This window comes from Nocardiopsis synnemataformans (assembly GCF_965343085.1).
Lineage (GTDB): Bacteria > Actinomycetota > Actinomycetes > Streptosporangiales > Streptosporangiaceae > Nocardiopsis > Nocardiopsis alborubida.
The window spans coordinates 17,980-43,892 of record NZ_CBDRFA010000070.1 but is presented as its reverse complement, the minus strand read 5'-3'; the positions used below and the strand labels follow the sequence as shown (position 1 = coordinate 43,892).

The following is a 25,913-nucleotide window of genomic DNA, read 5'->3' as shown; positions in this document are numbered from 1 at the left end:
CCTGCGCCGGACCGCGCCCTCCGGCGGAACGCGCTCCCGGCCGGACCGCGCCCACCAGGCGCACCGCCGCGACCGGGTGGCACACGGTCGCCGGGCACGCGCGGGGGCACCCGCGCGCCCGGCGCCGCCGCGCCTCACCAGTCGTGCATGGAGCCGTCGAGCCTGCGGTTGACCGGCAGGTACCGGGCCTCGTAGGGATAGCGGGCCGCGGCCTCCTCGTCGATCTCCACCCCCAGACCCGGCGCGTCGCCCGGGTGCATGTAACCGTCCGCGAAGGTGTAGGAGGTCCGGAACACCTCGCTCGCGGGCTCCAGATGCCCCATGTACTCCTGGATGCCGAAGTTGGGCACGGTCAGGTCCAGGTGCAGGGCCGCGGCGAACGACACCGGCGACAGGTCCCCCGCGCCGTGCGAGCCGGTGCGCACCCCGTACAGGTCGGCCAGGTCGAAGATCCGGCGCAGGTGCGTGATGCCCCCGCTGTGCGAGACCGACATGCGGATGTAGTCGATGAGCCGTTCGGTGATCAGGTGCTGGCAGTCCCAGATCGTGTTGAAGACCTCCCCCACCGCCAGCGGGGTCGTGGTGTGCTGGCGGATCGTGCGGAACGCCTCCTGGTCCTCGGCCGGGGTGGGGTCCTCGATCCAGAACATGCGGTAGGGCTCCAGCGCCCTGCCCAGCTGGGCGGCCTCCAGCGGGGAGAGCCGGTGGTGCACGTCGTGCAGCAGGTGGAAGCCGTAGCCGAACCTCTCCCGGACCGCCTCCATCATCCGGGGCGCGAAGTCCAGGTAGGCGGGGGTGTGCCAGGCGTTGTCGGTGGGCATGGCCGCGTCGGCGGGCTCGTAGGTGTGACCGGTGCCGGGGTGGTGCAGCCCGTAGGTGCTCTCCAGGCCCGGGACGGCGGCCTGCACGCGCACCGCCCGGTACCCCTGGTCCAGGAAACCGCCGACCGAGTCCAGGAGGGCGTCCACCGACTGGCCGCTGGCGTGGCCGTAGACCATGACGCCGTCGCGGGCGGCACCGCCGAGCAGCTGGTGGACGGGCTTGCCGACCTGTTTGCCGAGGATGTCCCACAGGGCGCAGTCCACGGCGGCGATCGCGGTCATGGTGACGGGGCCGCGCCGCCAGTAGGCGCCGCGGTACAGGTACTGCCAGATGTCGTTGATCCGGCCGGAGTCGCGGCCGACGAGCAGGGGGCAGACGTGGTCGCGCAGGTAGGAGGCGACGGAGAGTTCGCGGCCGTTCAGGGTGGCGTCGCCGAGGCCGGTGGTTCCGTCCTCGGTGGTGATCTTGAGGGTGACGTAGTTGCGTCCCGGACACGTCACGATGACGTCGGCGGAGGTGATCCTCATGGGTGCTTCCTCGTGGGTGGGTGTGTACCGCGACGCCCGGCGGAACCGGGCCGCGGAGGCGGCCGGACGGTGGCGCGCCCCCGCGGACCGGGGCAGTGGTGAGCCCGGCGGAGTCGCGCCGCGCTTCCGGCAACTCCCCGCGCTGTGCCTGACGTCGTAGGTATATCGTTTTCCCAGCCGGGTGTCGAGACCTGGAAAAACCGCTTCTTCTGCGGTATGGTCCGCCGACACACGAGATCCATCGTTTTCCTGAGGGCGTCCCGGACACGGACCGAGGAGCCCTCCACACACCCACGGGTACCCTGTCCGCGCCCCGGCCCCGCCCGGCCCGCAACACCCGGGAACGGCGGCGCGAGCGCGGGGGAACCCGCGACAGCGAAGGGAGCGGCACTGGTGCGCGAGCAAGCCCCCGGCGCCCCGTCCGGCCGGGAGGCGCCATGACGACCGTCCGCGGATCCACCGGCCGCCCCACGATCTCCGACGTCGCCGCGCTGGCGGGGGTGTCGGTCTCGGCCGTGTCGAAGGTGGTCAACAACAAGGGCCGCATCGCCGAACCCACCCGCCAGCGGGTCCTCGACGCGGTGCACAAGCTCCAGTGGTCGCCCTCGGCCGCGGCCGTGGCACTGCGCGGAGCGCGCACCCGGGCCATCGGCATGGTCTCGCGCCGTTCCCCCGACCTCCTGTCCTACGACCCGCACTTCGGCGTGCTGATCTCTGGCATCGAGCGCGAGCTCGCTCCCCTGGACTACGGCCTGCTGCTGCACATCGTGGGTGAGGAGGAGGACGCCGAACGGCGCGCCTACCGGCGTCTGGCCGAGGAGCGCCGGGTCGACGGCGTCATCCTCACCGAGAGCCTGGTCAACGACCCCCGGTTCGACCTGCTGCGGCGGCTCGGGCTCCCCTCGGTGCTGATCGGCATGCCCTGGCGCGACGACCCGGTTCCCGCGGTGCTGGCCCCCGACCAGGAACGGGGGCTGGTCGAGGCGGTCCGGCACCTGGCCTCGCTGGGGCATCGGCGCGTGGCCTACGTCTGCGGTCCCGAGGACCGCGTGCACACCGGCTTCCGCCGCCGGATCGTGGAGGAGCAGGTGCGGCGGCACGGACTGTCCGCCGTCGTGCTGGCGGTCCCCGACTTCACCACCGAGGGGGCGGCCGCGGCCACCGACGAGGCGCTGTCGGCGGCCGAGCGGCCCACCGCGATCCTGTTCGCCAACGACATGATGGCGATCGCCGGGATCAGCGCCGCGCGCAGGCGGGGGCTGGAGGTGCCCCGGGACCTGTCCGTCATCGGCCACGACGGCCTGCCCCTGGGCGCGCTCGTGCAGCCGCGGCTGACCACGGTCGGCCACGACCTGGTGGGGCTCGGGCGGGCCGCCGCGCTGACGCTCGTCGCCGCGCTGGACGGGGCACCGGACGACGTGCCCGCGATCGCCCCTCCCGGGCTCGTGGTGCGCGAGTCCACGGCACCGCCCGGAACCTGAGCGCGGACGGAGCCGACCCCCACCTGCCCCGGACTGCCTCGACCGCGCCTGGCGGGAGCGCTCGCATCCGCCTGGGGCGTGTGCCGGGGAGCCGGGCGGCTCCGGTCCACGGCGGGAGGGCCTTCCTCGCGGGCGGCCCCGGGGGCGAACCGCTCCGCGTGCCGCCTTCGACGGCGGGAGGTTGCTTTTCCCAGGCAGATGAGATTCAAACCACCAAAACCGTCCATGTTGTCCAAAACGTTACTTCTTCGCCTACTCTGATGCCCGACGTGACGTCAAACGGATGTCAACGCAGCTCAGAGGAGTTTCCTTGACCCCTGGACGACAAGCCGGCCTCACACCGCGCTGGCGCTCCCGGTGGGTGGCCGCGGCCGCCGCGTCGGGGCTCATGATCTCCGGATACGCCCTCGTCGGCGCCGCCCACTCCCCCTCCGGCACCTTCCCCGGTCCCGGTGCGGCCGGATGCGAGGCCGCCCAGGACAAGCGGCAGATGCGCGGGGCGTGGCTGACCACCGTCGGCAACATCGACTGGCCCTCCGAGCCGGGCCTGTCCGCCGAGGACCAGAAGGCGGAGATGGACCAGCGCCTGGACGAGGCGGTGGAGCTCGGCCTGAACACCGTGTTCCTGCACGTGCGCCCCACCGCCGACGCCGTCTACGAGTCGGACCTGGAGCCGTGGTCGAAGTACCTCACCGGAGAGCAGGGCGGCGACCCCGGCTACGACCCGCTGGAGTACGCGGTGGCCGAGGCGCACGAGCGCGGCCTGGAGCTGCACGCCTGGTTCAACCCCTACCGGGTCGGCATGGACTCCGACATCGAGGAGCTGTCCGAGGACCACCCGGTCAGGGAGCACCCCGACTGGCTGGTGCGCTACGGCGGCGAGGGCTTCCTCGACCCCGGCAGGCCCGAGGTCCAGGAGTGGGTGACCCGCGTGATCATGGACGTGGTGGAGCGCTACGACATCGACGGCGTGCACTTCGACGACTTCTTCTACCCCTACCCCAAGGACGGCGAGGAGTTCGACGACGACCAGACGTGGGAGGAGCACGGCGAGGGCTTCGACGACCGCGAGGACTGGCGGCGCGACAACGTCAACGAGTTCGTCAGCGGCGTGCACGAGCGCATCGAGGAGGCCAAGCCCTGGGTGCGCTTCGGGATCTCCCCGTTCGGCATCTGGCGCAACGCCGAGAACGACCCCGCCGGGTCCGACACCTCGGGCCTGGAGTCCTACGAGGCCCAGCACGCCGACACCCGCGCCTGGATCCAGGAGGGGATGGTCGACTACGTCGTCCCGCAGCTGTACTGGGAGCGGGGCTTCGACGCCGCCGACTACGAGGAGCTGGTGCCGTGGTGGGCCGAGCAGGTCGAGGGCACCGGCGTGGACCTGTACGTCGGCCAGGGCGCGTACCGGGCCGGTGACCGCCACTGGACCGACGAGGACGCGCTGAGCACCCAGCTGGACTACTCCTCCGACTACCCCGAGGTCGACGGCGACGTCTACTTCTCCTTCAAATCCCTCACGGGTGTGGCCGAGGACGCCTACGCGCACCTGGCCGACGAGCACTACGGCGACCCCGCCCTGCCGCCCCTGGCGGGAGGGGACCGCGGGGGCGAGTCCCTGGCGGGCGCCGTGGAGGACGTGAGCGCCGAGGTCACCGACGAGCACACCGCGGTGGAGTGGGAGCGGGTGGAGGACGCGCGCTTCTACGCCGTCTACCGCCTGGACCAGCAGGAGGCCGCGCGGGCGGACTCGGGCGACCCGGAGGAGTACTGCGACGCGCTCTCCTCCGACAACCTCGTGGGCGTGACCGGCGGGACCTCGCTGGAGGACTCCGGCCACACCGCCGAGGACGCCGCGAAGGCCGAGGACGGCGGCGAGGAGTCCGGTTCCGCGTACGTGGTCACCGCGCTGGACGACTACCGCGTGGAGGGCCCGGTCGGTGAGATCGCCGACCCGCGCGGCTGACCCCGGCGCGCGGAGGGCGGCTCACACCAGACGGGGTCAGCTCACACCAGGGGAGCCCGGTCAGCGTCCAGTACGTTGACGCCCTCCGCCTCCAGGACCTCCTCGAAGGCGTCGAGCGACTCGGCCGCGACGAAGGCGGCCTCGCTCCGGTGGACCGGGAGCAGCCACAGGAACCTCGCTCCCCCGGCCTCGGCGGGCGCCCACTCCAGCGCGGGGCCGTAGGGGTAGGGCAGGCTCACCAGGAGGTGGTCCATGCGCGAGCCCTCCGTCCACGGGCCGCCCACGTCGATCACCGAGCCCACGCCGAGCCGGTACTCCTCGAAGGAGTGCAGGTGGCTGACCATGGCCAGGGTCTCGGCGTGGGCCCGCGTCCCGGTGGGCGACATGAGGAAGAACTCGGTGCCGCCCCGCGCCTCGTGGACGGACGAGCCCACCGTGACGTGGACCCAGCCCTCGCCCTCGCTCCTGGGCGCCACCCGGTAGGTGGCGAAGCCCGGGACCCGGTCCAGGAGCGGGGCGTGCTCCCAGGTGGCGGGCTCCACGGCGTGCCCCTGCCAGAACTCCCGGACGTGGCGTTCGAGCGCGCGGATCCGCGCGTCCTCCCCGGTCGTCAACGAACCCGACCCCTCGCTGTGCCTTCGGCCGCCAGGGGGTGTCGCTCTCCCCGAAGCGCCCGGTATACGGACATCTGAAACGGCCAGACTACGGCTTCCCGACGCCGTCCGGGATGGAGGAGTCCGTCCCGTCCGCGTTCCGGTGCGCGTGCCGTTCGGGGCGCCCCGGCAGCGCCGCGTAGACGGGCCGGCGGGGACGCGGCCCACCCCGCGGCGCGCGACGGGGCGATCTCAGATCGTGACGGGGCCGTAGGAGTTCAGGGCCTCCACGATCTGGCGCTCCTCGTAGTCCAGGTGCGCCTCCACCTCGGTGGCCAGGCGCTCGACCTCGTCGCGGACCCCGACCGCGTCGTCGCCGTCCAGGAGCGCGCGGATGCGGTCCAGCGACCGGCTGACGACCACGTGTTCCCGGGTCAGGCGCTCCAGGACGGGCGCGAGCCCGGGATGACTCTTCGCCAGTCCGGGCAGCACGCCCTCGTCCTCGGCGGTGTGGTGGCCGTGCAGGAAGTCGCAGAAGGACAGGCACTTCTTGCGCAGCTGCTGGTCCAGGGGCGCCGGGACGCCCGAGGGGCCGCCTCCCTCGGCGAGGTCGCGGCGCAGCGAGGCGAGTTCGCCCCGCAGCATGTCGTGGATCTTGACGAGCTGGTCGCCCAACGCCTCGATGCGCTGTCCCTCGGGGACGGGGGCGGCGGTCTGGTCGCTCATGTGCTCTCTCTCGGTGGAGGGGCGGAGGTATCCGAAAAAATGCCAGTGATGGCATACTGCCAGTGACTGGCATATTTAGGCAACGGGTTTTTCCCGACCCCGACGGGCCCGCCGTATCCTGGCCCGATGACCGCCGAACCCTTCCGGAACGAGGAGTCCGCGCTCCCCCTGCGCGAGCGCAAGAAGCTGCGCACGCGGCGCGTGCTCGCCGACACCGCCCTGCGGATGTTCCTGGAACAGGGCTTCGACGAGACCACGCTGGACGACCTGGTGGCCACGGCCGAGGTGTCGGTGCGCACCTTCTTCCGCTACTACTCCTCCAAGGAGGAGGTGGCCATGGCCGCCGAGGGCGAGCTGTGGCAGGCCTACGCCGCCGAGGTGGAGCGCCTGAGCGTCACCGGCCCCGTTCTGCCCCACCTGCGCGACTGCTACGTGGACGCGGTCCGAAGCCTGTCCGAGGACTGGACCGACCGCTACCTGGGCACCCGGGGGCTGGCCGCGCGCACCCCGGCCCTGCGTGTGTACCACGCGGGCACCACCCAGGACCTCCAGGTGCGGCTGGTCGAACTGCTGGAGGCCAAGCTGGGCGTCGACAGCCGCGAGGACGTTCGGCTGCGGCTGATCGCGGAGATGGCCACGGCCGCGATCAGGTACGGCAGCAAGAACTGGATCCGCGCCTACCGCCACAGCGAGCGCACCGGCGACGCCGGGACGCTCATCGCCGAGGTCACCGCGGCCTTCGACGCCCTGCCCAGCGCGCTGACGCTGTCACCGGACACGCTCACGCGGCACGGCTGAACCACTGGCGCCGAGAGCCCCGCCCGCATACCCGAGGCCGTCCGGGGTAGGCGAGGATCCGTCCCACCAGGCGCCGTTCCGCCACGACCGGAGGAGGGTGTACGCGATGGCACGCCGTTTCGACGTCGGTGACCATGTGAGCTGGAACTCCGAGGCCGGACGGGTGTCCGGCACGATCACCAGGGTCCACACCAGCGACTTCTCCTTCAGGGGCCGTACGCGCCGCGCCTCCGAGGAGGAGCCGCAGTACGAGATCAAGAGCGACAGGACCGACCACGTCGCGGCGCACAAGGACGGGGCCCTGACCCGGATCTCCGGCGACAGCTAGCCGCGATGGCGCCGCCGTTCCTCACCGTCGGCCACTCCGACCGCACGTTCGAGGAGTTCGCCGCACTCTTGCACGAGAACGACGTGCACGTGGTGGTCGACGTGCGCAAGCTCCCGGGTTCGCGCCGCAACCCGCAGTTCGACGAGGACACCCTTTCCGGGGCCCTACGCAAAGTCGGCGTACGTTACCTGCGCGTCGCGGAACTCGGCGGACGGCGCCCAGTCGCCAAGGACGTCTCCCCGGAGGTCAACGGGTTCTGGCGGAACCGCAGCTTCCACAACTACGCCGACTACGCGCTTTCAGCCGGGTTCGGATCGGGGCTCGCCCGGTTGCGTGAGGCGGGCGCGGGGCACCGCGCCGCCGTGATGTGTTCGGAGGCGGTGTGGTGGCGGTGCCACCGGCGCATCATCGCCGACCACCTGCTCGCCCACGGCCACGAGGTCCTCCACGTCATGGCCGGCCACCGCGCCGACGCCGCCCGGCTCACACCGGGGGCCGTCGTGCACGCCGACCGCACCGTCACCTATCCGGCGCGATCGGCGGACGCGAACGGCGACGGGGCCACCCGGACGGACGCCTCTCCCCGGGTGTGACGCGTGCTCGAACCCCCGGACGGGTCGGGTCCACCGGGCCGGGGCGTCACCGGCGCACGCGCACGCGGACCGACCTGCTCAGGCACGCGGCTCCGCCCCGGTGCGAGGCCCCGGCGCACGCGGACCGGCCGCACCGGCGGTCGGCTCAGAGCAGGCGCGCGAAGGCCGCGTCCACGCAGCCGGGCAGGCGTCGGGGATCGTCTCCCGTCTCCGCGCGGCCCGCGTAGAAGCAGGCGAGTCCGATCTCGGCCGCCAGCACCGACGTCCCCCGGTCGGCTCCCCGCTCACCGAGCAGCCCGACCATCAGATCGACGTAGCGGCGCTGCTTGGCCACGCTGCGGTCCAGTAGCTCGGGGTTGCGCGCGACCAGGCGCTCGTGTGCGAGGTAGGCGTCGGGGTCCTGGACCAGCCCCTCGACCAGCAGGGACACCGCCCGGCGCAGGTAGGCCAGCGCGGCGGGCAGCGAGTCCCCGATCGGCGCGTCCGCGGGGATCCGTTCCGCCGCCTCCAGCAGCTCCGCCTCGCCGCGGGGATCGGCGCTGAAGACCACCTCGCGTTTGTCCCCGAAGTACCGGAAGAACGTGGCCCTGCCGACCTCCGCGCGCTCGGCGATGTCGGTCACGGTGACCCGGTCGAACCCCCGCTCCTCGAAGAGCGCGTGGGCGGCCTCGATGATCGCCTGGCGTGCTCGGCGCTGCTTGCGTTCGCGCAGGGAGTCCTGCGGCGGGAGCGGTCGTTCCATCCCGCCATCCTAGACATCCTGGACCCCATCTCGTACGATACAAAATATCCCTTGAGACCGAGTCTCAAGAACGGGAGAGAGGACTCCGATGACCGCCGCATCCGACCGCACCACCGCCCAGGACGCCACCCGGGACGGCACGCGCACACTCCTGTCGGCCCTGGAGGCCGGGGACCTGGCCGCCCTCACCGCCCTGGTCCACCCCGAGGCCGTCCTGGTCCAGCCCTTCTCCTTCTCCGGAGCCCAGGAACCCGAGGCCCGCCTGGAGGGCGCCGAGGAGGTGCTGGGGTACCTGAGGCAGGTGACGGAGAACTTCGCACACGTCAGGTTCCGCGAGGTGGACGTGAGCGTGACCGACGACGGCACCACCGCCTTCGTCCAGGCCGACGGCGACTTCACCACCGCGGACGGCCGCCCCTACCGCAACGTGTACGTGCTGCGCGTGGACTGGCGGGAGGGCTTGGTCGCCCACATCGACGAGTACGCCAACCCGGTCACGTTCTGCACGACCTTCGGGCTTCCCGTGGGCTGAACGGCGCCGGGGCGGCCCGCGAACGCCCGCCCGGAACGCGTGCGGGACCGCACCGGAGGTCGCGCACCGGTCGTGGACGGGAATCCGCCCCGCGCGACACGCGGGCGGCCCGCGAACGCCCGCCGGGAGCCGTACTCAGCGCGAAGGACGGCCCCGGTGGGTTCTACCGAACCCTCTTCTGGTTAACGTACGGGTGTTCCATCCGGCCGCGGGCCCCGGCGACGCTGCCGGTCCTTCCGCCCCGGCACCACGCCTGACCGACCAGGAGGAGTGCGCCATGTTCCGTAAAGTGCTCGTGGCCAACCGGGGCGAGATCGCCATCCGCGCGCTGCGCGCCGGTTACGAGTTGGGCGCCCGCACCGTCGCCGTCTTCCCCCACGAGGACCGCGGCTCCCTGCACCGGCTCAAGGCCGACGAGGCCTACCAGATCGGCGAACCCGGCCACCCGGTGCGCGCCTACCTGTCCGTGGACGAGATCGTGGGCGCCGCCCGCCGGGCCGGGGCCGACGCCGTCTACCCCGGCTACGGCTTCCTGTCGGAGAACCCCGAACTGGCCCGCGCGTGCGAGCGCGCCGGGATCACCTTCGTGGGCCCGCCCGCCGACGTGCTGGAACTGACCGGTAACAAGGCCAGCGCCGTGGCCGCCGCCAGGGAGGCGGGCGTGCCCGTCCTGGAGTCCAGCGAGCCCTCCGACGACGTGGAGGCCCTGGTGGCCGCCGCGGAGCGGATCGGCTTCCCGCTCTTCGTCAAGGCCGTGGCCGGAGGGGGCGGGCGGGGCATGCGCCGCGTCCAGGAGCCCGAGCGGCTGCGCGAGTCGGTGGAGGCCGCCATGCGCGAGGCCTCCGCCGCGTTCGGCGACGCCACCGTGTTCCTGGAACGCGCCGTGGTCGACCCCCGCCACATCGAGGTGCAGATCCTCGCCGACGGCGAGGGCGGCGTCGTGCACCTCTACGAGCGCGACTGCTCCCTCCAGCGGCGCCACCAGAAGGTCATCGAGCTGGCCCCCGCGCCCAACCTCGACCCGGACCTGCGCGACCGCATCTGCGCGGACGCGGTGCGCTTCGCCCGCCGGATCGGCTACCGCAACGCGGGCACGGTCGAGTTCCTGGTCGGCGCGGACGGCAGCCACGTCTTCATCGAGATGAACCCGCGCATCCAGGTCGAGCACACGGTGACCGAGGAGATCACCGACGTGGACCTGGTGCAGTCCCAGCTGCGGATCGCCTCCGGCGAGACCCTGTCCGACCTGGGCATCTCCCAGGAGGGCGTCTACGTGCGCGGCGCCGCGCTCCAGTGCCGCATCACCACCGAGGACCCCGCCAACGGCTTCCGCCCCGACACCGGGACCATCAGCGCCTACCGCTCCCCCGGCGGCTCGGGCATCCGCCTGGACGGCGGCACCTCCGCGGCGGGCACCGAGATCAGTCCGCACTTCGACTCGCTGCTGGTCAAGCTCACCTGCCGGGGCCGCGACCTGGCCACCGCGGTCAGCCGGGCGCGCCGGGCCGTGGCCGAGTTCCGCATCCGCAGCATCGCCACCAACATCCCCTTCCTCCAGGCGGTGCTGGACGACCCCGACTTCCAGGCCGGGCGGATCACCACCTCCTTCATCGAGGAGCGCCCGCACCTGCTGACCGCGCGGCCCTCCGCCGACCGCGGCACGCGCCTGCTCACCTACCTGGCCGACGTCACGGTGAACAAGCCGCACGGGGAGCGCCCCCAACTGGTGGACCCCGCCACCAAGCTGCCGCCGCTGCCCGAGGCCGCCGGGTCGCCGCCCCCGGGTTCGCGCCAGCGTCTGGCGGAACTGGGCCCGGAGGGGTTCGCGCGGTGGCTGCGCGAGTCACCGAACCTGGGCGTCACCGACACCACCTTCCGCGACGCCCACCAGTCCCTGCTGGCCACCCGGGTGCGCACCCGCGACCTGCTGGCCGCGGCGCCCGCGGTCGCGCACACACTGCCCGAGCTGCTGTCCCTGGAGTGCTGGGGCGGCGCCACCTACGACGTGGCGCTGCGCTTCCTGGCCGAGGACCCCTGGGAGCGGCTGGCCGCGCTGCGCGAGGCGGTGCCCAACATCTGCCTCCAGATGCTGCTGCGCGGGCGCAACACCGTGGGCTACACCCCCTACCCCACCGAGGTGACCGACGCGTTCGTGCGCGAGGCCGCCGAGACGGGCGTGGACGTCTTCCGGATCTTCGACGCGCTCAACGACGTCGAGCAGATGCGCCCGGCCATCGAGGCCGTGCGCGCGACCGGGACCTCGGTGGCCGAGGTGGCGCTGTGCTACACCTCGGACCTGTCCGACCCCGGCGAGAGGCTCTACACGCTGGACTACTACCTCAAGCTGGCCGAGCGGATCGTGGACGCGGGCGCGCACGTGCTCGCGATCAAGGACATGGCCGGTCTGCTGCGCGCTCCGGCCGCCGCGAAGCTGGTCACGGCGCTGCGCAGCGAGTTCGACCTGCCGGTGCACGTGCACACCCACGACACCCCGGGCGGGCAGTTGGCCACCTACCTGGCGGCGGTGAACGCCGGGGCGGACGCGGTGGACGGCGCGGTGGCGTCCATGGCGGGCACCACCTCCCAGCCGTCGCTGTCGGCGATCGTGGCCGCCTTCGACCACTCCGAGCACGCCACGGGCCTGAGCCTGGACGCGGTCAACGAACTGGAGCCGTACTGGGAGTCGGTGCGCCGGGTCTACGCGCCCTTCGAGGCCGGGCTGTCCTCCCCCACGGGCCGGGTGTACCACCACGAGATCCCGGGCGGGCAGCTGTCCAACCTGCGCACGCAGGCGGTCGCGCTGGGGCTGGGCGAGCACTTCGAGGAGGTCGAGGCGATGTACGGCGCCGCCGACCGGATGCTCGGGCGCCTGGTGAAGGTCACCCCCTCCTCCAAGGTCGTGGGCGACTTGGCGCTGCACCTGGTCGGCGCGGGGGTCTCCCCGGCCGACTTCGAGGCCGACCCCGGGCGCTTCGACGTCCCGGAGTCGGTGGTGGGGTTCCTGCGCGGTGAGCTGGGCGTCCCGCCGGGCGGGTGGCCCGAGCCCTTCCGCACGCGGGCGCTCCAGGGGCGGTCCGAGGCGCGGCCCGCGCAGGAGCTGGGCGAACAGGACCGCGCGGGGCTGGCCGAGGACCGGCGGGCCACGCTCAACCGGCTGCTCTTCCCCGGGCCGACGCGGGAGTTCGAGGAGCACCGGGCCGCCTACGGCGACACCAGCGTGCTCTCCAGCGCGGACTTCTTCTACGGCCTGCGCGCGGGCGAGGAGTACTCGGTGGACCTGTCGCCGGGTGTGCGGCTGCTCATCCAGCTGGAGGCGGTGGGCGAGGCCGACGAGCGCGGTGTGCGCACGGTGATGGCCACGCTCAACGACCAGCTGCGCCCGCTCCAGATCCGCGACCGGGCCCTGGCCTCGCAGGTGCGGGCCGCCGAGAAGGCGGACCGCAACGACCCCGGGCAGGTCGCGGCGCCCTTCGCGGGCGCGGTGACCCTGACGGTTGCCGAGGGCGACGCGGTGGAGGCCGGTGCGACGGTGGCCACCATCGAGGCGATGAAGATGGAGGCCGCGATCACCGCGTCCGTGTCGGGGACGGTCACGCGGGTGGCGGTCGACCGGGTGCAGAAGGTGGAGGGCGGCGACCTGCTGGTCTGCCTCGGCTGAGCCCGGCACCAGGACGGCGGGACGACCGTTCGTCCGGTGCGTTCGGGCCCGGCGGGCACCTGCGGGTGTCCGCCGGGCCCTTCCGCCGTCCGGCGGGCCCGGCTTCGGCCAGGGGAGGGCGGTTTCGGCGGGAGCGCGGCCGGGGGCTTCGGCAGGGGACTCGGCCGAAGGGGACGGGGGCTCGACCGGGTTCGGCCAGGGGAGAACGGGAACCTCACGTGTTCCGGCGGCGTCGGAACGTGTCGGTACACCGCTGACACGACGACGAAAGTTCCCCCTTTGGCTTCCCTGCACCGCCACGGCGCCCTGACCCTCCTCGCGGCCCTGGTCCTGACCACCGGCTGCGGCCCCCAGCTCGACCTCCGGAGCAGCTCACGCCTGGAGGCCCTGCTGCCGTCCTCGAACGCCTACCCCGACGGGTTCGACGTCGACGAGCTGGACGTCGAGGAGATCGAGGGGGTGGACTTCGGCGGAACGGACACCGACGACTTCGGCGACGTGGAACCGGCCGAGTGCGAAGCCGTCCTCAACGGGGGCACCGGGCGGTTGCCCGCGGGGGCCGTCGAGGGGGCGGCCCAGACCGCGACCCCGTCCGGTTCCTCTCCGGGGGCGGCAACCTACGGCTACGTCCTGGTCTCGGGGGACTTCGGCGACGCTCCGGTCGAGGGCACCGGGTTCGGGCACCTGCTGAACACCTGCTCCCGGATGAGCGTGTCCATGAACGGCGGAATCGAGGGCGCTCTCGTCTCCAGGGACTCGCCCGCCCTCCCCGAGGGCGGCGGCATGTTCTCCGTGACCCTGTACGGCGAGCGCTCGCACATGGCGGCGAGGACCGCGTGGGGCCAGGTCGGAGAGGTGTACTTCGTCCTCGTGGGGATGCGCACGAGCGGCTACTCGGACGTGTCGTCCATGGAGCTCATGGAGGCGTGCCGGGAAGACGACTTCAGTGAGGAGTGCCGGGACGCCCACCGGGCCCAGGTGGACAGGGAGAAGGACGCCCTGATGGAGGAGGAGTTCGAGGAGGTCCTGACCCGCGCCGTGGAGAAGCTGGAGCGCGCCGCCTGACCCTGCGGGCGGCTCCCCCGGGGCCGCCCCGCTCTCCGCCCCCAGCTCCGTTGACCGTCTACCCCGGGCTGCGGTCATAGCTCCAAGACCTGCCTGTCCCCCGGTACTCCTCCACAGGGATGGGCGCCACCCCCTCAGCCATCCGGGCCTTGTACGTCATGCCGTGTAGATGGTCCACCTCGTGCGCCACCAAGCGGGCCAGGGCGTCCGCGAACACAGTGATGGCGGTGGCCCCGTCGACCAGGGTGTGTTCGACCTCGATACGGCGTGAACGTGGAACGAGCCCCCGCACGTCGAAGAAGCTCAGACAGCCCTCGTACTGGGAATCGGCCTCGCCGGACTCACTGATGACCGTCGGGTTGAGCAGAACCACTGGAGCGGCGTCGGGGTCCGGTGGAAGCACGATGGCCACCGCCCGGTCGATGCCGATCTGCGGCGCTGCCAGTCCCATGCCCTTACCGAAGTGGTGGTGGTCGCGTACACGCTGCACAGCGCGGTGCAGTTGGTCGACGACCTCCACGGCCTGTTGCGCTTCCTCGGGAAGACAGAAAGGCCTCGCGGACCGTGTGAGTATCTCCTCGCCCTCTTGGACGATCCCCGCTGCCCGCATGCGGTCACTGGCGGTACGGAGCGAGGGACGCGTGTCGGTTTCCTGTGCGGTGCTGTCGCGCCAGCGCCATTCCAACCGGTACCGGGCTCCGATCGGCGGGTCGTTCGTGTGCCAGGTGAAGGACACCTCGTCCTCCTCTTCCCTGCGCTGCACGGCCGACCGCAGCGGTACGGCCGCGACCGTGGTCGAGGTCTCCGTGCCCCAGACGCCGGGTTCCAGCGAAGCCGGGAAGCGCAGTTCCACGCTCACCGCCCGGGTGGGCAGTCGGATGGCGCGCTGGAACCACTGCCCCCACTGGTCGGAGCCGACGACGTAGGAGTATTCGAGCAGGGCGGACTGCCCCGGGTAGAGGGGGAACATCGAGTGCTCGTTCTCGAAGCTCAGCCAGACTTCCTTGAAGGAGTCCCGGTCGTGCTTGGGTACCCACGTCATGGGGTCGCCGTCGCAGAAGGCGGTCAGGTTCAACCGCTCCCACGTGAGTGGATGGTTGCGGTAGAGCTCGTTCGACAGCTCAGGACGGCCCGGGTAGCGATCGACACTGATGCGTATCAGGTAACGGGTCACCGGTTCGTTGCCGCCGTTGACCACACGGCGCCGCATGGAAGCGGTGTAGGTCCCCTCGTGGTAACGCAGTTCGGCGTGGTCGAGGTCGACGAACAACTCACTGCTTCCGACGGAAGCGGGCTGCGCGTCGGGAGTCCCTTGCCAGAACCGCCAGAGATCTCCACCGGTGGACAGCTTCTGCTCCGCCAGACGCGCGAACTCCTCACTGGCGGGGTAGCGCCCGGACTCGACGTGGCTGATGTAGGAGGGGTCGAAGCCCATCGCACCGGCGAGGGCCTTCTTCGTCAGGCGACGCAGTTTGCGCCAGTGGGCGAGCGCGGTACGGAAATCGGCGGGGGGAGGGGTGGTCATGCTCCCGATTATCGCGCACACGGAGCGTGAGCGGCTGAGTGAATCATGACTGAGCCGGTCTCATTCTGGCCTCACGCCGTCAGTCCGAGGTCTCCTCGAAGTACCGTCGCCGCCCCGACCGGGCTCCGCCCTGCCGGAACACGGCGGGGTTCCCCGATCGAGGAGGTTTCCGTTGACCGTGTTCGCCACCGGGCACAAGTCCGCTCCCGGCTATCTGGACGTCGCAGCGAACACCCATGGTGAGGAGAAGGGGTTCCTCGTGCTGCGGGCGTTGGAACAGGTGGGAGCGCAGCCTCCCCACGTGGTCGAGATCGGCCCCGGCGGAGGAGCCGCGGTGAGCTTCCTGGCCTCCCGGCTGCGGCAGAACCGGAGTCGAGCGGGTTCCGTGGACCTGACCCTGATCGAGGTTCCCGGCGTCACCTCCCACGCGCTGTCACAGGCCGTCTCCGAGTTCAACGAGGTCGGCACCTGCGAACTCGCCCACGGCTTCGCCCGGGACTTGGAGTCGCTCCTGCCGCGTCCCGCCGACGTCGTCAGCGCCTCGGCGCTGGTGCACGAGGTCTACTCCTACGGGGGCGGTTACGGCGGGCTGCACGCGCTCATACGCGTGCTCGGCTCGGTGATCGAACCCTACGGGTACTTCGTCTACAGGGACCTGTTCTCCGTACGCGACAGGAGTCTGCACGAACGGGTCACACACGCCTATGACGCGCCTTCCTGGCTGCGGTTCCTGCGCATGTTCACTCCGCACTACCTCGACCACGGCAGGCACCCGTACCACCACATTCACGACCAAGCGGTGGCCCGCCAAAACTCACGTCTCGTGGACGTCGCGGATCTGAGCGTGGGGGCCTGCGCCGTGATCAGCGCCCCCATCGGTCTGTTCCGCGAGGTCCAGCGCCACTACATCACCTTCCGTGACCACGTGTGGCGTTCCGGAGCCCTGGGTTTCATCCCCGTGTTGGAGGGACAACTGTCTGCGGAATGGCTGGACACACGCACCGGACACAAGCTCGTGCACTACACGCTCGTCGGCACTGAGTGGCTGCCCAAGACCTACCAGGACATGTTGGACGCACTCAGCGAGCCCTACGCTGACCACCGCACCGTTGACGGGGACATCTTCGACACGTGCACCGATGTGGCCCTGAACGCCTTCCTGGCCGCCGTGGAAGAGGGCGACACGGAATGTTCCCAGGTTTGGAACGAGTGGAGCGCCCGCGAAGGGCGTGAGACCTACGCCTACCTGACGACCGACGAACTGCTCAGCGAGTTCGCGGTCCACTCCGCCCAGGCCGATCCTGATCGTCCAACCGTGCTCCTGCCCTCCGGAGCCGAGGACATCGTGGTCAGGCAGCGCCACTACTACAACCGGTATCTGACCAAACGACTCGCCAACCCTCTGTGGGACGCCAAACAGCTCGTGCTGTTCCGTAACATCCCGGTGTCGGATGCCCGGATGTTGGCCGATGCGCTGACCGGTGTAAGAGAGTCGTTGAGCAAACACAACCTCGCCCGCGTGTACGCGGCCCTCGCCCCTGGAAGGGAATGAGATCCTCGATGACCCTGGTCGAGATCGAACGCAAACGTGCGTTGGAAAGTCGAAAGCCCCTGGAGCGACGGCTGGTGGAGCTGGGATTCGCCGCCACGGGGCCGACGGTGGAGGTCGACACCTACTACAGCAGGCCCGACGTCGACTTCCTGGAGACGGTCGAGTGTCTGCGGGTCCGTGAACGGGACGGTGGATGCGAGGTCACCTACAAACCCGCTTCCGATGACACCACTCACAGCTCGGGCGGTGTCATCGCCAAGCAGGAAACGAACGTCGTGCTGGCGGACGCCGCCCAGGCCATGCACGCCCACGGTCTGTTGGGGGCGCTGGGCATGGTCCTACTGGTCCGTGTGGAGAAGTCGCGTGTCTGCTACCGCGATCCCAATCGGCCGGAGCTGTCGGTGGTGGTGGACACGATCGCGGACCTGGGAGCGTTCGTCGAGACCGAGATCGTCTCGGAACGGCCTCGCGAGGAGGTCATCGACCAGCTGAACGAGGTCGAACGGCTCCTGGACCTGATCCCCTGCCCGGTGGCTTCCCTTCCGTACCGGGATCTGGTCCTGAGGACAAAGCGAACCTTGACATCACCAACCCCTGGAGTATCGCAGTGACCGTGATGGCGATGCCCGACTTCCTCCGCACCTTCGACGACTTCCGAAGCCAGGTCTTCCGGATGGAGACCCTGGACTTCTACGACTCCAAGAGCGAACGTGCCCCTCTGAAGAACTTCCGGGAGGGCCGCCCCCAGGACCCGTCCTGGGTCGCCTCCTGGGCGGAACGGGTGCGCTCTGCCAGGGACAGGGGCGCCCTGTTCCGTCGCGTACACGTGGTGGACGAGCCCCTATCGGAATACCTCGTTTTCGAGATGACCTGCGCCTATCCCTCGAACCTCAGGGCGGGAGAAGAGATCGGAATCCTGCCCCGCGCGGTCGCGAAGGAGCTGGAGGTACCCGACGAGGACTACTGGCTCTTCGACGACGACCGTACGGGGACCATGGTCTACGACGACGACGGCGCGCTCAGGCATGTGGAGGTCAACACGGATCCTGTGACCGTCCGGGAGCACGTGCGCCGCCGCGAAGCCGTCTTGGGCCATGCGATCCCCCTGCACCAGTACATGTCCGAGGCAGGTCTCACGCCGCAGATCTGACATGGTCAGTGTGATTCAGGAGGCAGAAGTTCGTAAGGCGTTCGGCCCTGGCTGCTGGTTCACAACAGCCAGGGCCGAAAAGCGGTCTTCGTTGCTCTATCGGAGGTCGTCCCGAGCGGTACCGACGAAGGCGCGCCACTCGTCGGCACCGAAGAAGAGCGCGCCGAGATCTCGGTGCTTGGTGTCCCGCACTCCGGTGACCAGACCCTCCGAGACCTCCACGCAGTTAGCTGAACCAGTGCTGTAGCTGGCCTTGTGCCACGATCGGACGGGCGCGCGTGCGACCTCCACGCAGTTGTTGTCCCCTCCGCTGTAACTGGACTTGAACCACTGGATCACCGGAACTCCCTTGTCAACGAGTCGATGAAGTCCATCGTGTCAGATGGTGACAGAGCGGACTGACGCAGGCTTTCGAACGCGTCCCTGTAGCGGCTCACGCTCTCGGCACTCTCCAGATACAGGTCACCCATCATGCCCTCGACGTAGACCACATCGGGGTACAGCTTTGCCGGAAACGAGAAGACCGTGAAGGCGCCCTCCATGGCCGCGTGCGTACCAGCCTGGAAGGGAAGCAAGCGCAGGGTCGCTGCCTGGGTTCCCGCGATCTCGTGCAAAGTGCCGAGCTGTTCGGCCATCACCTCTTTGCCGCCCACGCTGCGCCTGATCACAGCTTCGTTGAGGATGAAGTCCAGGTGCAGGGGCTTTTCCCGTTCGAGGATCTTCTTACGGGCCATGCGAGCGGAGACTCGGCGTTCCACGCTCTGCATGTCGTAACCGGGGCGCAACGCCTGAATCACGGCACGTGCGTACGCCTCGGTTTGAAACAGGCCCGGAACCAGCTCTGAGGAGTAGTACCGGATGAAGTGGGTCTCGTCTTCCAAAGCGACGAATGAGCCGGTGAAGACGTCCTGGTAGGTGGTCCACCAGCCGCGCTTCTTGGAGTCCTTCGCCAACTGGATGAGGGCTTCTCGCTGAGGGCTGGCCACTCCGTACAGGTCGAGTAGCCCCTGGATGTCCAGCCAGTTCACGCGAGGGCTACGTGCGTTCTCCAAGCGAAAGAGCTTGGAGACGTGCCAGTCCATGCTGGCGGCGACCTGCTCCTGGGTCATCTTTGCTGCGGCGCGGAGCTCCCGCAGGTCTTGTGCGAGCCGATATTGCCGCACGGTGGGGATCGGATCAGCCATCGCATCCTTCGTTCATCAACGTCGTGGCTTTACTCTGCCATGGCCTTGAACTGCGCTTTCGCGCCCAAAGCGGATCTTCCTGGGTGATCTACACGCCTTTAACTTACACGCTTGTAAGTTACTGCCTGCTGGGTTTTACTGTAGTCGGCTTCACACACTCCGTGGCTCAGGAGGTGAGGCCGGAGTCTGCCCAGTCCCCGGCGGGGCACTGCTCACCGCCGGTACGGCCGCTTACCAAGAGGCGGCTGACACGAAAACGGGCTCTGGGGGCGATAGCAGCGCCTCCAGAGCCCACATCGACAACCCAGTTCATGCCTGAAGGAGTCTGCCGACATGTCCATTGTGCCGCGTCCCCGTACACCGATCCACACGCCCACGCCCCCTTTCGCGGGGCGGCGCTGGGCCTCACGCGTCTACCCCGGCGACCTCTCCCAGGCCACATGGGTCCGCGAGGACCTGCGCGCCGACCTGTTCCGCCTGGAGGGGCTGTGCCCTGACCTGGCCGACACGGTGGTGCTGTGCGCCAGCGAGTTGTTCGCCAACGCCGCCGACCATTCCCGTTCCGGCCAGGAGAACGGCCGGGTCATCCGAACCCTGTCCATGCCCACCGCCACCACCCTGCACCTGGGCATCACCGACGACGGCGTTCGAACCGAGAACCCTTCCCTCCCGCACATCCCGCACCAGCGCACCGCGTCCGAGTGGGAAGAGGCCGAACGCGGCCGGGGTCTGCTGCTCATCAACTCCCTGGCCACCCGGTGGGGCACCCGGGCCGTGGTGGATTTCCCCTTCTGCGCCGGGCTGGGCACGGTCGTGTGGGCCGAGTTCACCCTCACCCCCGCCACCAGCGCGGCCACCGCCACCGCGCCCACGTCCGGGGCCGACCGATGACCGCCGAGACGGTGTCCTCGGGGGTGCGCGCGGTGCTGGACTCGCCCCGGGGCCGCCGCTTCTCCCGGCCCGGCGCCTCCGCCCCACCCACCTCGCCCACCCGGGAACAGCGCCTTCTCACCCAGATGGAAGGCAACCCCCGCGTCGCCTACCGGCAGGCCCACGGTGAACTCCCGCCCTGGATGCACGTCCACGCCGCCCGACTGGCCGAACGCGACACCCCGACCCCCGAAGGCCCGAAGCGACCGCGCAAGCCCGCCACGACGCCGATACGCCCGCGACCACCCGCGATTCCGCGCCCCCGGTCCGCTCCTGACGACGGGACTCCCCCGCCCCGCCCGAAGATCCCGCCGCTGCCGCGCCGCCGTTCCCGTAAACCACACAACCAACATCCGCACAACCAACGCCCGCACGGCCACCGCAAGCCCCGACGCCTCGGACGCAACACCGCATGGCACCTGCTCGGCTACACCCTGGCCGCCCTTACCGGGGTGTTCGTCCACCACCTCACCGCAGGCCTGCCGTAGCCATCCCGCCTCCCGTACTCGAACCCTCTGGGAGGCCGCACCGGACCGAAGTCCGGCGCGGCCTCCCAGAGACACAGCCCATTCACCGACCACGGCCTTCCCCCGGTCGGAGCGAAATCGGCGAAGGCCGTGGAGAAGCTGGAGCGCGCGGGGGCGGTGACCAGCGGAACGGCCGCCTGACCCGGCGGGGTGGCGGCACCCACACCGGGGCGCCGCGTACCCTCGAAGGCGTGAGGAACACGCTCGACGACCCGGCCCTCCTGGCGGCCCGGATGCGCGAGGTCCTCGGCTCGGGCCCGGTGGTCGCGCTGACCGGCGCGGGCCTGTCCACGGACTCGGGCATCCCCGACTACCGCGGCCCGGACTCACCGCCGCGCAAGCCCATGACCTACCAGCAGTTCGTCGGCGACGCCGCGTTCCGCCGCCACTACTGGGCCCGCAACCACGTGGGCTGGCGCCACGTGCACCGGACCCGCCCCAACGACGGCCACCGCGCGCTGGCCGCGCTGGAGGCGGGCGGCGCCCTGGCGGGCGTCATCACCCAGAACGTGGACACCCTGCACGGGGCTGCGGGCAGCAGGCGGGTGATCGACCTGCACGGCCGCTACGACCGCGTCGTCTGCCTGGCCTGCGCGGCCGTGGTCTCCCGCGAGAGCCTGGCCGAACGCCTGAGCGCGCTCAACCCCGACTTCGCCGACGGGGTCCCCGACGTGGAGGTCGCCCCCGACGCCGACGCGGTCCTGGCCTCCACCGAGGGGTTCCGGGTGGCCGACTGCGAGGGCTGCGGCGGCGTGCTCAAGCCCGACATCGTCTACTTCGGCGAGAACGTGCCCAAGGCGCGCGTGCTGGAGGGCTACGCGATGGTGGACGGCGCGCGGGCGCTGCTGGTGGCGGGTTCGTCGCTGACCGTCTTCTCGGGGCGGCGCTACGTCAAGCGCGCCGTCGAGCAGGGCAAGCCGGTGGTGATCCTCAACCGGGGCGCCACCCGCGCCGACGACGTCGCCGCGCTCACCGTCGACGCGGGCTGCTCCCAGGTGCTGACCGCTCTGGTGGAGGCCTACGCCGCCGACGGAGCCCGCACCCCCTGATCCCAGGCCTTCCGTTTTCCCGGCCGCCGCGCCGCGACCCCTCGCGGCAAGGCGGATCTCACCCTTCCCTCTCCGGAAACTCTCAGCACTTTAGCCAATACCCTGAGTAGTCTTGGTTGCGTTGGCGCCGCTCCCCTCACGGGGCGCCGCGCCCTCCCTGACCGCGACATCCCTGTGGGAGGCCTGGCTGTGAGTGCGATGGAAGAGACGGCCGCGTGTGCGGAGCGCACGGACCTGCCGCTGGCGCGGCTGGTGTCGTCGGCGATGCTCATGCACGCGGCTTCCGCGTTGGTCGAACTGGAAGTGGTGGAGGAACTGGCGGAGGGACCGCGTCCGGTGGCGGACCTGGCCCGCTGCGCGGACGTGCGGGAGGAGGGCCTGACCTCGGTGCTTCGGGCCGGAGCGTCGGCCGGGCTGGTCGCCGAACCGGAGCCCGGTGTGTTCGCCCTGACCGCGGCGGGCCAGCACCTGCGCACCGGGGTCCCGGGGAGCCTGCGCGACCTCTTCCGCATGTGCACGTACGGCGACTTCCTCCAGGCGTGGACCTGCCTGCCGCAGGCGGTGCGCTCGGGCCGTACGGCCTTCGAGGTGCACACCGGCCGTCCGCTGTTCGCCTACCTGGAGGAGGAGCGGGAGGCGGCGTCGCTGTTCACCAGGGCGATGAACACGTCCGTGGCCGTCGACGCCCTCCTGGAGAACGTGGACCTGTCCGGCGCGGAGCGTGTGGCGGACCTCGGCGGCGGAGAGGGCGCGCTGCTGGCCGCCGTCCTCCGGCGCCACCCCCACCTGGAGGGAACGCTGTTCGACCTGCCGCACGTGGTGGACCAGGCCGGACCGCTGCTGCGGGAGCGGGGCGTGGCGGACCGGTGCTCCGTGGTGGGCGGCAGCTTCCTCGACAAGGTACCGACGGGGGCGGACGTCTACCTGATGGCGCGGGTGATGCAGAACTGGCCCCGGGAGGAGGCGGTGCGGATCCTGCGCAACGTCAGCGAAGCGATGGAGGGCTCCGCACGCCTGCTGATCGTGGGCCACCTTCCGGAACGGGAGAGCGCCACCCCCTTCCTCCAGGCGATGAGTCTGTACATGCTCGTGCTGTACGGCGCCCCGCTGCGCACGGCGGAGGAGTACCAGGGACTGTTCTCCGAGGCGGGTCTCGCGCTGCACGCCGTGCACCGGGTCGAGGACGAGGTGTCGGTCATGGACGTCCGCCGCGCGTAGCGGCCCCGACCCACCCCGCCCCACCCGGGGTCATCTCACCCGGAAGCGTTCCCTACGGGAGCACCCCGCCCGGAACACCACGGCACAGCGGTCACGAGGACACCACCGCCTCCGGGGAGGGCAGACACCGGCCGACCGGGCGGACGATGACGTGGCCCTGCTCCGGGTGGAAGCAGGAGGTGACGCCGCGCAGCCTGGACAGGATCGGCAGCAGATCGTGGTAGCAGCACACCGAGGACGGCACTCCCAACACCTTCGGGGTGCTGAGCAGGAACGGCAGTTCGGCGCGCAGGTAGGCCAGTCCGGCGCGCAGCCTGGCCCCGTCCGGGTCCGGCTGGGCTCCGAGGAGGTGCCGTACGTGCTCCTCGCACGCGCGGCGGACTCTGGGGTCGGTGGCGTGCTCCCGGTCGAGGCGGTGCTCGACCTCCCGGTAGCCGGGCAGTTCCGTGCACTGCGACAGGGCGAGCACGCGCACGTTCCCCGCGGCCGGGGCGGCCGACTCCACGGCGCGCCGGATGCGGCGCCGCACGTCCTTGAGCGCCCGGTTCGCCCGCGACGAGGCGTGCTCCCCGCTGCTGCCGGACGCCATGTACATGGTGTCCAGGTGCAGGTCGGCGTAGAGCACGTCGACCTCGGCGAAGTGCCGCTGCGCCCAGTGCAGGAGCCGTGCGAGCCGCTGCTGGCTGAAGTAGCTGTTGCCCGCACTGACCCCGATGAGCGCGTGCTCCCCCCGCGCGAACACGCGACGGCAGGAACCGGTGAAGGGCAGGACGTCGAAGCCGTCCGCGGACGCGTCGGACGGCCGCGGCTCAGTCGGAGATGACATCGGGATCCTCCAGGACGGCTGCCAGCCGCTCGCACAGCTGGTCGAGCAAGGTGTCCAGTTCGTGGTCGTCCATCGCCCCGCACATGACGTCGTCCATCCGACCGCGCAGGACGTCGAGGTCCGGGTGGTGCGGGCCGGTTCCGGCCGCGAGGGCCAGGACGCGCCGGGCGGCGTCCAGGCAGCGGAACGTGCCGTACTGGCGCGGTTCGTCCAGCAGGCCGCGGCCGCTGCTGAGCAGGTAGGCGGCGAGCAGGAGGAGCTCCTCGCCGACACGTCGGACGTCAGTCTCCCCAGCGCTCATGGCTGACCACCTCGGTCCGGTCTCGTCGGGGTGCGGGGGCGAGTGGTCGGGCGGGGTGCCCGACCGGAACCAGGAGCAGTGGTTCCAGGTGGTCGGGCAGGCCCAGGAGCCTGCGGACGGGGCCCGCGCGAAAGCTTCCGGACGGGCACCCGCCCAGCCCCAGGCAGTGGGCCGCCAGGAGGAGGTTCTCCACCGCCATCGCGACGCAGAGCATGCCCTCGTCCCAGGAGTCCCTTGAGCCCCCCACCGCACGCGAGCGGTCGAAGCAGGCCGCCACGACCAGCGGCGGGAGTTCGATGATGCCGGGGGAGAAGGCGCGCAGCAGCCTCAGTGTGCGCCGCTCGCGGACGGCGACGAAGGCCCACGCCTGCTTGTTGGACGCCGAGGGTGCCGCGAGCATGGCGTCCAGCATGGGTTCCAGGAGGGAGTCGTCCACCGGCCGGTCGGTGAAGGCACGCACGGCACGGCGGGTGGTCAGTGTCTGTAGGACGTGTGATGACCGCTGAGGGGACCGTCGGTTCGCGTCCGCCCCACTCGAACCTTTGTCCACACTATGCGATTTTTTGAGCACGCTCTGTAGTTTACCCTGTTATACGGCTCCATGGATGCCGCACCGGCGCATCTGGCCGCCCCTCTCCGCGACCTCGGGAGGGGAACCACCCGAAAGGACCGCGATGTCCGCCCCTGCACCCCTGAGTCCTTCCGCCACGAAACTGTTCGAGCTCATCACCGCCAGCTGGGTGGCGGCCGCCGTCAGCGCGGCGGCCGAACTCGGCGTCCCCGACGCCATGACCTTCGAGCCCCTGTCCGTCGACGAGATCGCCGGGAGGGTCGGTGCCGACACCGAGGCCCTCCACCGCCTGCTGCGCGCCTGCGCCGACCTCGACCTGGTCGGGGAGGGGCCGCCGCGGCACTTCGCCCTGACCGAACTCGGCCGCGCCCTGCGCAGCGACGCGGCCGACTCCATGCGCGGCTACGCCCGGTGGGTCGGCAGCCAGGCCGAGCGGTCCACCATGGCCCACCTGGCCCAGGCGGTGCGGACCGGGCGCTCGGTGTTCGAGGAGGTGCACGGCCGGACGGCCTGGGCCTACATGAGCGAGCGCCCCGAGAGCGCGGCCGTCTTCGACCAGGGCATGACCGACATCTCGGCCCAGCTCACCCGGGGCGTGGCGGACAGCTACGACTTCGGCGCGCACGGCACCCTCGTGGACGTCGGCGGGGGCCGGGGCAGGCTGCTGGCCATCGTGCTGTCGGCCCATCCCGGCCTGCGCGGCGTGCTCTTCGACCGGCCCGAGGTGGTCGCCCACGCCGGACCGGTGCTGGAGGACGTCCGTGAGCGGTGCCGCGTCGTCGGCGGGGACTTCCTCTCCTCCGTCCCCGAGGGCGGCGACGCCTACCTGTTGTCGAACGTCATCCACAACTGGGACGACCACGACGCCTCGCGGATCCTCTCCCACTGCCGTGAGGCGATGAACGGCGACGGGCGCGTCCTGCTCGCGGAGGTGGTGGTGCCCGACTCCCCCGGCCCGGCCCGGACCGCCAAGTTCATGGACCTGAGCATGCTCGCCCACTGCGACGGCAAGCAGCGCACCAGGACCCAGTTCGCCGACCTCTTCCGTCAGGCCGGGCTGAGGCTGACCCGCGTCCTGCCCAGCAACGAGACCAGCATCGTCGAGGCGGTACGCGCCTGAGCCCGCGCACCGGGCCCCGCGAACCCCGGTGCGCGGGGCCCGGTTCTCCCCCGGGCCCCGCGCGCCCGGGGTCGTGCGGACACCTCCCGGGCAGGAACACCAGACGCACCGCGCCCCACACCCGGGGCC

General features: G+C 71.0%; 26 protein-coding genes. 16 read left to right on the top strand and 10 right to left on the bottom strand.

The annotated features are described in order from the left end of the window. Positions 1-134: 134 nt before the first annotated feature. Positions 135-1,349: a D-mannonate dehydratase ManD gene (gene manD / locus ACSIH6_RS30525; RefSeq protein ID WP_435111792.1), complete on the bottom strand. Its 1,215-nt coding sequence runs from the start codon at positions 1,347-1,349 to the stop codon at positions 135-137. A gap of 437 nt (positions 1,350-1,786) precedes the next feature. Here manD and ACSIH6_RS30520 point away from each other — a divergent pair, with 437 nt between their 5' ends. Next, positions 1,787-2,830: a LacI family DNA-binding transcriptional regulator gene (locus tag ACSIH6_RS30520; protein WP_435111791.1), complete on the top strand. Its 1,044-nt coding sequence runs from the start codon at positions 1,787-1,789 to the stop codon at positions 2,828-2,830. A gap of 310 nt (positions 2,831-3,140) precedes the next feature. Beyond that, on the top strand, positions 3,141-4,796 hold the full coding sequence (locus ACSIH6_RS30515) for a glycoside hydrolase family 10-like protein (protein WP_488186042.1): 1,656 nt from the start codon (positions 3,141-3,143) through the stop codon (positions 4,794-4,796). Between the two features lie 41 nt (positions 4,797-4,837). Here ACSIH6_RS30515 and ACSIH6_RS30510 read toward each other — a convergent pair whose 3' ends face one another. Together ACSIH6_RS30510 and ACSIH6_RS30505 are read right to left on the bottom strand one after the other, a co-directional pair. After that, positions 4,838-5,410, bottom strand: coding sequence for a suppressor of fused domain protein (locus tag ACSIH6_RS30510; protein WP_435111790.1), 573 nt, complete (start codon positions 5,408-5,410; stop codon positions 4,838-4,840). Positions 5,411-5,641: 231 nt separating this feature from the next. Further along, positions 5,642-6,115, bottom strand: coding sequence for a hemerythrin domain-containing protein (locus ACSIH6_RS30505; protein WP_435111789.1), 474 nt, complete (start codon positions 6,113-6,115; stop codon positions 5,642-5,644). Between the two features lie 126 nt (positions 6,116-6,241). On the opposite strand from ACSIH6_RS30505, the gene ACSIH6_RS30500 reads away from it, so the two are divergent. The 3 genes from ACSIH6_RS30500 (at position 6,242) to ACSIH6_RS30490 (ending at position 7,834) form a co-directional block, all read left to right on the top strand. Then, complete coding sequence (locus ACSIH6_RS30500) at positions 6,242-6,913, top strand: TetR/AcrR family transcriptional regulator (protein ID WP_435111788.1); 672 nt, start codon at positions 6,242-6,244, stop codon at positions 6,911-6,913. Between the two features lie 106 nt (positions 6,914-7,019). Beyond that, entirely contained in the window at positions 7,020-7,241 is a 222-nt protein-coding gene (locus tag ACSIH6_RS30495) for a hypervirulence associated TUDOR domain-containing protein (protein ID WP_435111787.1), read from the top strand. Positions 7,242-7,246: 5 nt separating this feature from the next. After that, on the top strand, positions 7,247-7,834 hold the full coding sequence (locus ACSIH6_RS30490; RefSeq protein WP_435111786.1) for a DUF488 domain-containing protein: 588 nt from the start codon (positions 7,247-7,249) through the stop codon (positions 7,832-7,834). Between the two features lie 145 nt (positions 7,835-7,979). Here the strand turns inward: ACSIH6_RS30490 and ACSIH6_RS30485 are convergent, their stop codons facing one another. Next, positions 7,980-8,576, bottom strand: coding sequence for a TetR/AcrR family transcriptional regulator (locus ACSIH6_RS30485; RefSeq protein WP_435111785.1), 597 nt, complete (start codon positions 8,574-8,576; stop codon positions 7,980-7,982). An 88-nt stretch (positions 8,577-8,664) separates the two neighbouring features. Here ACSIH6_RS30485 and ACSIH6_RS30480 point away from each other — a divergent pair, with 88 nt between their 5' ends. The 3 genes from ACSIH6_RS30480 to ACSIH6_RS30470 all read left to right on the top strand — a co-directional run bounded on the left by ACSIH6_RS30480 (position 8,665) and on the right by ACSIH6_RS30470 (position 13,831). Beyond that, positions 8,665-9,108, top strand: a complete 444-nt coding sequence (locus ACSIH6_RS30480) for a nuclear transport factor 2 family protein (protein ID WP_435111784.1) — start codon at positions 8,665-8,667, stop codon at positions 9,106-9,108. Positions 9,109-9,385: 277 nt separating this feature from the next. Further along, positions 9,386-12,766, top strand: coding sequence for a pyruvate carboxylase (locus tag ACSIH6_RS30475; protein WP_435111783.1), 3,381 nt, complete (start codon positions 9,386-9,388; stop codon positions 12,764-12,766). Between the two features lie 279 nt (positions 12,767-13,045). Next, a complete protein-coding gene (locus ACSIH6_RS30470; RefSeq protein ID WP_435111782.1) occupies positions 13,046-13,831 on the top strand; it encodes a hypothetical protein in 786 nt (261 codons plus the stop codon). 58 nt (positions 13,832-13,889) lie between these two features. On the opposite strand, the gene ACSIH6_RS30465 is transcribed toward ACSIH6_RS30470, so the two are convergent. After that, positions 13,890-15,356 carry a peptide deformylase gene (locus ACSIH6_RS30465; protein ID WP_435111781.1) on the bottom strand — a complete coding sequence of 489 codons (1,467 nt, stop codon included), beginning with the start codon at positions 15,354-15,356 and terminating at the stop codon, positions 13,890-13,892. Between the two features lie 172 nt (positions 15,357-15,528). Between ACSIH6_RS30465 and ACSIH6_RS30460 the strand changes: the two genes are divergently transcribed. From ACSIH6_RS30460 to ACSIH6_RS30450, 3 genes are read left to right on the top strand one after another with little or no spacing between them, the layout of a single operon-like run. Continuing rightward, a complete protein-coding gene (locus tag ACSIH6_RS30460) occupies positions 15,529-16,908 on the top strand; it encodes a hypothetical protein (RefSeq protein ID WP_435111780.1) in 1,380 nt (459 codons plus the stop codon). A gap of 8 nt (positions 16,909-16,916) precedes the next feature. Next, positions 16,917-17,519 carry a class IV adenylate cyclase gene (gene cyaB, locus ACSIH6_RS30455; protein WP_435111779.1) on the top strand — a complete coding sequence of 201 codons (603 nt, stop codon included), beginning with the start codon at positions 16,917-16,919 and terminating at the stop codon, positions 17,517-17,519. 11 nt (positions 17,520-17,530) lie between these two features. Then, positions 17,531-18,058, top strand: a complete 528-nt coding sequence (locus ACSIH6_RS30450; protein ID WP_435111778.1) for a DUF6879 family protein — start codon at positions 17,531-17,533, stop codon at positions 18,056-18,058. 96 nt (positions 18,059-18,154) lie between these two features. Here ACSIH6_RS30450 and ACSIH6_RS30445 read toward each other — a convergent pair whose 3' ends face one another. Together ACSIH6_RS30445 and ACSIH6_RS30440 are read right to left on the bottom strand one after the other, a co-directional pair. Next, positions 18,155-18,397 (bottom strand): DUF397 domain-containing protein, encoded by a 243-nt coding sequence (locus tag ACSIH6_RS30445; protein ID WP_435111777.1) that lies wholly within the window; start codon positions 18,395-18,397, stop codon positions 18,155-18,157. Further along, positions 18,394-19,242 carry a helix-turn-helix domain-containing protein gene (locus ACSIH6_RS30440; protein ID WP_435111776.1) on the bottom strand — a complete coding sequence of 283 codons (849 nt, stop codon included), beginning with the start codon at positions 19,240-19,242 and terminating at the stop codon, positions 18,394-18,396. The genes ACSIH6_RS30445 and ACSIH6_RS30440 overlap by 4 nt, the downstream gene beginning before the upstream one ends. A gap of 333 nt (positions 19,243-19,575) precedes the next feature. Here ACSIH6_RS30440 and ACSIH6_RS30435 point away from each other — a divergent pair, with 333 nt between their 5' ends. The 4 genes from ACSIH6_RS30435 to ACSIH6_RS30420 all read left to right on the top strand — a co-directional run bounded on the left by ACSIH6_RS30435 (position 19,576) and on the right by ACSIH6_RS30420 (position 22,966). Continuing rightward, the gene (locus tag ACSIH6_RS30435; protein ID WP_435111775.1) at positions 19,576-20,133 is read left to right on the top strand and encodes an ATP-binding protein; all 558 of its coding nucleotides are present in this window, start codon (positions 19,576-19,578) and stop codon (positions 20,131-20,133) included. After that, positions 20,130-20,660 carry a hypothetical protein gene (locus ACSIH6_RS30430; protein WP_435111774.1) on the top strand — a complete coding sequence of 177 codons (531 nt, stop codon included), beginning with the start codon at positions 20,130-20,132 and terminating at the stop codon, positions 20,658-20,660. The genes ACSIH6_RS30435 and ACSIH6_RS30430 overlap by 4 nt, the downstream gene beginning before the upstream one ends. Before the next feature lie 230 nt (positions 20,661-20,890). Next, a complete protein-coding gene (locus tag ACSIH6_RS30425) occupies positions 20,891-21,748 on the top strand; it encodes an NAD-dependent protein deacetylase (protein WP_435111773.1) in 858 nt (285 codons plus the stop codon). 198 nt (positions 21,749-21,946) lie between these two features. After that, the gene (locus tag ACSIH6_RS30420; RefSeq protein WP_435111794.1) at positions 21,947-22,966 is read left to right on the top strand and encodes a methyltransferase; all 1,020 of its coding nucleotides are present in this window, start codon (positions 21,947-21,949) and stop codon (positions 22,964-22,966) included. Positions 22,967-23,057: 91 nt separating this feature from the next. Here the strand turns inward: ACSIH6_RS30420 and ACSIH6_RS30415 are convergent, their stop codons facing one another. From ACSIH6_RS30415 to ACSIH6_RS30405, 3 genes are read right to left on the bottom strand one after another with little or no spacing between them, the layout of a single operon-like run. Then, positions 23,058-23,792 (bottom strand): tRNA-dependent cyclodipeptide synthase, encoded by a 735-nt coding sequence (locus tag ACSIH6_RS30415; protein ID WP_435111772.1) that lies wholly within the window; start codon positions 23,790-23,792, stop codon positions 23,058-23,060. Further along, positions 23,776-24,093 (bottom strand): DUF6092 family protein, encoded by a 318-nt coding sequence (locus ACSIH6_RS30410; protein ID WP_435111771.1) that lies wholly within the window; start codon positions 24,091-24,093, stop codon positions 23,776-23,778. The genes ACSIH6_RS30415 and ACSIH6_RS30410 overlap by 17 nt, the downstream gene beginning before the upstream one ends. Next, the gene (locus ACSIH6_RS30405; RefSeq protein ID WP_435111793.1) at positions 24,074-24,571 is read right to left on the bottom strand and encodes a nitroreductase family protein; all 498 of its coding nucleotides are present in this window, start codon (positions 24,569-24,571) and stop codon (positions 24,074-24,076) included. Before ACSIH6_RS30405 ends, ACSIH6_RS30410 begins: the two co-directional genes overlap by 20 nt. A 196-nt stretch (positions 24,572-24,767) precedes the next feature. Between ACSIH6_RS30405 and ACSIH6_RS30400 the strand changes: the two genes are divergently transcribed. Continuing rightward, positions 24,768-25,784 (top strand): methyltransferase, encoded by a 1,017-nt coding sequence (locus tag ACSIH6_RS30400; protein WP_435111770.1) that lies wholly within the window; start codon positions 24,768-24,770, stop codon positions 25,782-25,784. Positions 25,785-25,913: the final 129 nt, after the last annotated feature.

What these genes read in the sequence shown, in the direction of transcription:
- ACSIH6_RS30480 (WP_435111784.1), top strand. Translation starts at nt 8,665, where the DNA reads ATGACCGCCGCATCCGACCGCACCACCGCCCAGGACGCCACCCGGGAC.
- ACSIH6_RS30520 (WP_435111791.1), top strand. Translation starts at nt 1,787, where the DNA reads ATGACGACCGTCCGCGGATCCACCGGCCGCCCCACGATCTCCGACGTC.
- ACSIH6_RS30485 (WP_435111785.1), bottom strand. Translation starts at nt 8,576, where the DNA reads ATGGAACGACCGCTCCCGCCGCAGGACTCCCTGCGCGAACGCAAGCAG.
- ACSIH6_RS30505 (WP_435111789.1), bottom strand. Translation starts at nt 6,115, where the DNA reads ATGAGCGACCAGACCGCCGCCCCCGTCCCCGAGGGACAGCGCATCGAG.
- ACSIH6_RS30415 (WP_435111772.1), bottom strand. Translation starts at nt 23,792, where the DNA reads ATGTCATCTCCGACTGAGCCGCGGCCGTCCGACGCGTCCGCGGACGGC.
- ACSIH6_RS30465 (WP_435111781.1), bottom strand. Translation starts at nt 15,356, where the DNA reads ATGACCACCCCTCCCCCCGCCGATTTCCGTACCGCGCTCGCCCACTGG.
- ACSIH6_RS30420 (WP_435111794.1), top strand. Translation starts at nt 21,947, where the DNA reads ATGGAAGAGACGGCCGCGTGTGCGGAGCGCACGGACCTGCCGCTGGCG.
- ACSIH6_RS30475 (WP_435111783.1), top strand. Translation starts at nt 9,386, where the DNA reads ATGTTCCGTAAAGTGCTCGTGGCCAACCGGGGCGAGATCGCCATCCGC.
- ACSIH6_RS30450 (WP_435111778.1), top strand. Translation starts at nt 17,531, where the DNA reads ATGCCCGACTTCCTCCGCACCTTCGACGACTTCCGAAGCCAGGTCTTC.
- cyaB (WP_435111779.1), top strand. Translation starts at nt 16,917, where the DNA reads ATGACCCTGGTCGAGATCGAACGCAAACGTGCGTTGGAAAGTCGAAAG.
- ACSIH6_RS30440 (WP_435111776.1), bottom strand. Translation starts at nt 19,242, where the DNA reads ATGGCTGATCCGATCCCCACCGTGCGGCAATATCGGCTCGCACAAGAC.
- ACSIH6_RS30435 (WP_435111775.1), top strand. Translation starts at nt 19,576, where the DNA reads ATGTCCATTGTGCCGCGTCCCCGTACACCGATCCACACGCCCACGCCC.
- ACSIH6_RS30490 (WP_435111786.1), top strand. Translation starts at nt 7,247, where the DNA reads ATGGCGCCGCCGTTCCTCACCGTCGGCCACTCCGACCGCACGTTCGAG.
- ACSIH6_RS30410 (WP_435111771.1), bottom strand. Translation starts at nt 24,093, where the DNA reads ATGAGCGCTGGGGAGACTGACGTCCGACGTGTCGGCGAGGAGCTCCTC.
- ACSIH6_RS30495 (WP_435111787.1), top strand. Translation starts at nt 7,020, where the DNA reads ATGGCACGCCGTTTCGACGTCGGTGACCATGTGAGCTGGAACTCCGAG.
- manD (WP_435111792.1), bottom strand. Translation starts at nt 1,349, where the DNA reads ATGAGGATCACCTCCGCCGACGTCATCGTGACGTGTCCGGGACGCAAC.
- ACSIH6_RS30400 (WP_435111770.1), top strand. Translation starts at nt 24,768, where the DNA reads ATGTCCGCCCCTGCACCCCTGAGTCCTTCCGCCACGAAACTGTTCGAG.
- ACSIH6_RS30430 (WP_435111774.1), top strand. Translation starts at nt 20,130, where the DNA reads ATGACCGCCGAGACGGTGTCCTCGGGGGTGCGCGCGGTGCTGGACTCG.
- ACSIH6_RS30500 (WP_435111788.1), top strand. Translation starts at nt 6,242, where the DNA reads ATGACCGCCGAACCCTTCCGGAACGAGGAGTCCGCGCTCCCCCTGCGC.